Source organism: Sphingorhabdus sp. EL138, assembly GCF_945862485.1.
GTDB lineage: Bacteria > Pseudomonadota > Alphaproteobacteria > Sphingomonadales > Sphingomonadaceae > Sphingorhabdus_B.
The window spans coordinates 1-4897 of the sequence record NZ_CAMAYF010000045.1 but is presented as its reverse complement, the minus strand read 5'-3'; the positions used below and the strand labels follow the sequence as shown (position 1 = coordinate 4897).

Annotated in this window: 6 protein-coding genes and 1 tRNA gene; 1 reads left to right on the top strand and 6 read right to left on the bottom strand. The window is 52.7% G+C overall.

Features of this window, described 5'->3' with window-relative positions:
* From Q0O33_RS10465 to Q0O33_RS10450, 4 genes are all read right to left on the bottom strand, one after another.
* The coding region (locus Q0O33_RS10465; protein ID WP_295499302.1) for a class I tRNA ligase family protein at window positions 1-121 on the bottom strand (121 nt) is incomplete at its 3' end.
* A gap of 18 nt (window positions 122-139) precedes the next feature.
* Entirely contained in the window at window positions 140-1105 is a 966-nt protein-coding gene (locus Q0O33_RS10460) for a DNA polymerase III subunit delta' (RefSeq protein ID WP_295499299.1), read from the bottom strand.
* The gene (tmk, locus tag Q0O33_RS10455; protein ID WP_295499297.1) at window positions 1102-1737 is read right to left on the bottom strand and encodes a dTMP kinase; all 636 of its coding nucleotides are present in this window, start codon (window positions 1735-1737) and stop codon (window positions 1102-1104) included. The genes Q0O33_RS10460 and tmk overlap by 4 nt, the downstream gene beginning before the upstream one ends.
* Window positions 1738-1900: 163 nt before the next feature.
* On the bottom strand, window positions 1901-2995 hold the full coding sequence (locus Q0O33_RS10450) for a lytic murein transglycosylase (protein ID WP_295499294.1): 1095 nt from the start codon (window positions 2993-2995) through the stop codon (window positions 1901-1903).
* A 163-nt stretch (window positions 2996-3158) separates the two neighbouring features.
* On the opposite strand from Q0O33_RS10450, the gene Q0O33_RS10445 reads away from it, so the two are divergent.
* A tRNA-Ser gene (locus tag Q0O33_RS10445) sits at window positions 3159-3248 on the top strand.
* Window positions 3249-3682: 434 nt separating this feature from the next.
* On the opposite strand, the gene Q0O33_RS10440 is transcribed toward Q0O33_RS10445, so the two are convergent.
* Together Q0O33_RS10440 and Q0O33_RS10435 are read right to left on the bottom strand one after the other, a co-directional pair.
* Window positions 3683-4159: a hypothetical protein gene (locus Q0O33_RS10440; protein WP_295499291.1), complete on the bottom strand. Its 477-nt coding sequence runs from the start codon at window positions 4157-4159 to the stop codon at window positions 3683-3685.
* Between the two features lie 447 nt (window positions 4160-4606).
* Window positions 4607-4897, bottom strand: a 291-nt coding sequence (locus tag Q0O33_RS10435) for a tetratricopeptide repeat protein (RefSeq protein ID WP_295499288.1), incomplete at its 5' end; no start/stop codon positions are given.

Sequence of the window (4897 nt, the reverse complement as noted above, 5' to 3'; positions counted from 1 at the left end):
GGCCATTCAAACGCTGAAACCGCGCAATCGCGTCAGTTGCAATAGCCTCATAGGCGTGGCCGATATGCGGCTTTCCATTGGGATAAGCGATGGCAGTGGTGATGTAGAAAGGTTGGGACATGAATACTCTTAATTATTACTAATTTCGCACTTTATGCGCTTGTATCGATGCCAGCAAGCTTCCCATTTGGAACACGACGCTTTGCTTATCGAGACTTAGGGCTATCGCGCGCACAGCAAGGCTGCTCGCGGCTTCCCACGCTGCAACGCCGTTGCTCACCTGTGCGGCATCAAGTGTGCGGTTGTATTCTGCGATTAAAGCAGGCGCACGGCGCAAGAACGCCTCATACCGTGGCTGTGCTGCCTTCAGCGCCAACTTGTCGGACAAGCCACTCCGAATCCCGTTGTCACGGTCCCCCGTGCGTAAGATTGACGTCATGGCGTCTTCAATCTCTTTGAGATCAAGCCCTAGAAAATCCAGCGCTTGACCCGGCGTCCCATTCCCCAAACGGATAAGCGCATCAATCTCTGTCGCACTGACCTCTGGTGCGGCCCGTTGCAAAGCGTCGGCCATATCGGTGTCGGACAGGGCCTCAAACCGCAAAATCTGGCACCGTGAGCGGATGGTAGGCAAAAGCCTATCGCTCGCATGGCTGATCAGGAAAAAGAACGTGCCAACAGGCGGCTCCTCAAGCGACTTAAGCAACGCATTGGCGCCGCCGCGTTCTAAGTCATCGGCCGCGTCTATGATGATTGCGCGCCGGTCACTAAGCCCGGGCCGCGTGGTGAGTGATTGCTGCAGGCTGCGGATTTGATCTACGGTTATGCTACGTTTGAACTCGGTTGCATCACTGATGTCCTCATCATCTTTCAAGGCCTCTTTCGGAAGGCGTTTCACCGACAAAATATCGGGATGTGATCCCCGCGCGATCATGTTGCTATAGGCATTTTCCGGATCAACCAACAGCGCCGCCGCCCGCAGTGCAAACGCGGATTTTCCAAGCCCTCTTGGTCCAGCCAAAATCCAGCCATGATGGGTCTTGCCACTTTCGTAAGCGGTTGCAAACTGCCGCCACGCCTTATCATGCCCTACATAGTCGTTCATGCAGGCGCCAGCAGATCGCTGATTTCGGCTAGCAACCGAACAGTAACTTCGTGTGGGCCGCCCGATGCATCGACAAGCCGAACGCGTTGCTCACTCTCGGCAAAGCTCACAAACGCTATGTCGACGTCGGCGTGGAAGGTTTCGACGCGGCCCTGAATGCGGTCAGGTTGGTTCTGGTCGCGCGCGGCGGCACGGTTGGCGGCTTCTTTGGTATCAAGCCGCAACACTAAAGTCCGGTCGGGCAACATACCCCGGCTGCCGATGTGGTGCAGCGCCATAATATCGGCATCCGACAGGCCAGAGCCGGCACCCTGATAGGCGCGGCTGCTGTCGATAAAGCGGTCGGATATAACCCATTTTCCGTTGGCCAGTGCGGGTTCGATCAACCGATCGACGTGGTCGCTTCGGGCCGCAGCAAATAATAATGCTTCTGCGCGTGGCAACCACCGCTCTGCACTGCCGCCAAGCACCAATTGCCGAATAGTCTCCGCGCCCTCCGTGCCGCCTGGCTCGCGTGTCAATACAACCTCAAAGCCCTTTTGTTCAATGAATGCGGCCAGCGCGGCGATTTGGGTCGATTTGCCAACCCCTTCACCGCCTTCAATAGATATAAATCGGCCACGCGCAGTCACAGGCTTTCCCTTTGTAGCTGGCCGTTTAATGTGTCCGCTAAATGGCGCATAAATTCTTCTGTTCCGTGATCAAGTGGCGCAAACGACAGAACCGCTTGCCTGTGCAATCCGATAGGCGATTTTAACCGCCGCGTATAGCGGTCTGCTGGCATTGGTCGGAACACTAATTGCGCAGCTGGTCAGCCAACAACCCGACGGAAAGCGCGTAAAAATTCGAACAGTTATAGTCCAATATAACGCGGTAATTTCCGCCCAGAAGATAGCCAGTTTTGCCGACGCCATCGGGTTCAAGTAACGTCGCCATCATGCTGTCCTTTGGCCACGACCCGCTATGGAGCGATATCCCCAGCTGACGCCATTCAGCAATGGTGCGCCACTGGCTGTGTCTGCCAAAAACGCGGGGGCATCGCGGCGGCGACATGCGTGATCCCAGTTTGTCACGGTTTAAATCTGCTGGAACATTAACGGCAAAGCCCCATTCCTCTCCGCGCCGCCAGCCAGCATTGACGAAATAATTGGCGATAGACGTCATGGCGTCGACTTCGCTGCGCCAGATGTCGGCATAGCCGTCACCATCGCCATCGCGGGCGAGCCGCAAATATACCGAAGGCAGAAACTGGGGCTTACCCAGCGCCCCTGCCCAGCTTCCCGTAATCGCATATTGTGGCACACCACGGTCAATCATCTTAAGGACCGCAACCAACTCCGCCTCGAACAACGGCCGTCTGCGTCCCTCATAGGCAAGTGACGCCAAGGCCTCGGGCGCGTTAAAATTGCCCATCACCGCGCCATAACTGGTCTCATGGCCATAAATGGCAATCATGATTTCTTCCGGCACGCCGGTTTCTTTCTCAATCCGCTCCAGCAACGGCAGAAGCTCAGAATATTTAAAGCGGCCTCTTCCAATGCGCGACGCATCTACATGGGTTGCTTTATAGGGTGCAAAGTTCGGCACCGGCGCGTTGGATGCGCCTTCTGGTTGCTGCTTGTCCAGGCGGACCACGGTTCGGTTAAAGCTCAGCGATGGCAGCACGTGGTCAAGCGTTACAGTGGAAACGCCTTCGCCCAACGCCCGCTGCCGCACCTGCAACAGATACGCCCGAAAACCAGCTTCATGTACGTTTGTGCTGGCAATGGGTGCGGACACGGGCGACGGCGTGGGCGGTACCGCCGCATCTTGCGCCAACACATTTGGGCCAACCATCAAGGCGCAGGCGCTCATGGCCAAAGCTGTCAGTATCTTGCTATGTGCGCGCATGCGGTGACCTGTCTTCTGCATGGCTGCATATTGGCACAACGAACAAGGCCTGTGAATTACTTTGATCCTGTCGAGCCCCCATTTTAACGTGTGCTGCGGGGTAACAGCGCATCATCTACGCTTGCCATCGCAAACCGCACTGGCTAGGGGACGCTTCGTAAGCGGACAGGTGGCCGAGTGGTTTAAGGCAACGGTCTTGAAAACCGTCGTGGGTGGAAGCTCACCGTGGGTTCGAATCCCACCCTGTCCGCCAACACCTCATATAATTTAGTCACTTAGGCTGATTTTCTATGCTTTGACATAACCAATGACATATCTCGCCGCTCCGCAAAAAGTTTGCTGATTATTCCAACAAGTCCTCTGACGGGTGAGGCTTGGCGGGCAACTGGTCCATCAACGTGATATTGATTATCCCGCTTTCCATTGGATAGGTCCAGCCGCATAGACCCCGCTAGACAATCCACGCGAGCGAGTTGCCCTCCTGTTGCGTGCTCTAACCGCTCTGGGGACCGCCACAAAAATCAATTTAACTAACTGTAAAATAGGCATAATATGTCGATATTTGCATAGCTAAAAAATGCACAAATCGTGCACACGTTTCAGAAATGTATAGTAAGTTATTGATTTATAACGATTATTTTAATCATTAAATGCCCTCCGAAGGCTGAGGGCAAAGGCTGTGATTAATCAGACTCCCGGAGGGCTATATGTCCCTTGGGTGTTACGGTTTTCTATCCGCCGAAAAGTGTACTGATACATCTGCGGATCATTCAGAATCAATTCCGCATTTGATGAACCAAGTGGTCCACTCTTTAAAATTTGAACAACCTTGACGCCTAGCTCACTATCGGCACCTTTGGGCAAAACTAGCGCATAGAATTTCAGATCTTTGTCAGATGATGCCCCCTTGTCGCCAGTTGCTCCTCTGCGGCCACTAATCTGGCCAGTCGCCCGATCTACGACATCCAGTTTGTAACCAGCCTCTTTAAACACGGCAACCGTCCGATCAAAAGTTTCTTCGATCGGCATAAAGTAGGTAAATCGCTGATAGTTGCTATCCAAGCTAAAGATCGACCGATCTGGCTGAAGGGCTGCACCGCCAGCGCAGGCACTAATCATCGCAACTGGAATAAGAATTGCACCAAGCCGCCCCAAACTAACCACTTTCGCTCTCCTAATGAACACTATTCAAATTATTAACCTCACGGCCGAATACGTCAACTTCAATTAATTTCAGCCATCCGTCAGCGGTCTTCGTGAGCGCAATCCTGTTTACGCCAACAATCGTCATATTTTGTTATTTCGGCCTCTTTAAAGGGCCATCAAATGAATAGTGGAGCGTTGGGCCACAAGACAAACAAAGGAGGCCCAAAAAATTAATCTAACTATCTGTAAAATAGTAAAAATATGTCTATTTTTGCATACCTAAAAAATGCACAAATCGTGCACACGACCCAGAAATTTATCATAAGTTACTGATTTATAACGATTATTTTAATCGTTATATGCCCTCCGAAGGCTGACGGTAGAAACCCCGAATTCCCTCACTGCCTAAAATTAAGCCAACATTGCCAAGTGAGCTGTCGGCGCAAAGTTTAGCACATCAGTCTATTACGCTCCAAGACGACGAAGTAACGCTTTAGCATCCTCGTCACCCTCTTCGGCAGCCTTGCGGCACAAGTCCACTGCCTGAGCACTGTCTTTAGCAACGCCCTCACCTTTTTCGTACATTTGGCCAAGGCTGCACTCTGCGGCTGAATTCCCTTGATCTGCTGCCAAGCGGAACAAGTTCACAGCCTCGTCGTAATCTTGCGTGACGCCCGTTCCATAATAGTACATCCAGCCAAGGTGATACTGCCCTTCTGCATTCAGGTTTCTTGCCGCTTCGCTGAACAAGTTCAC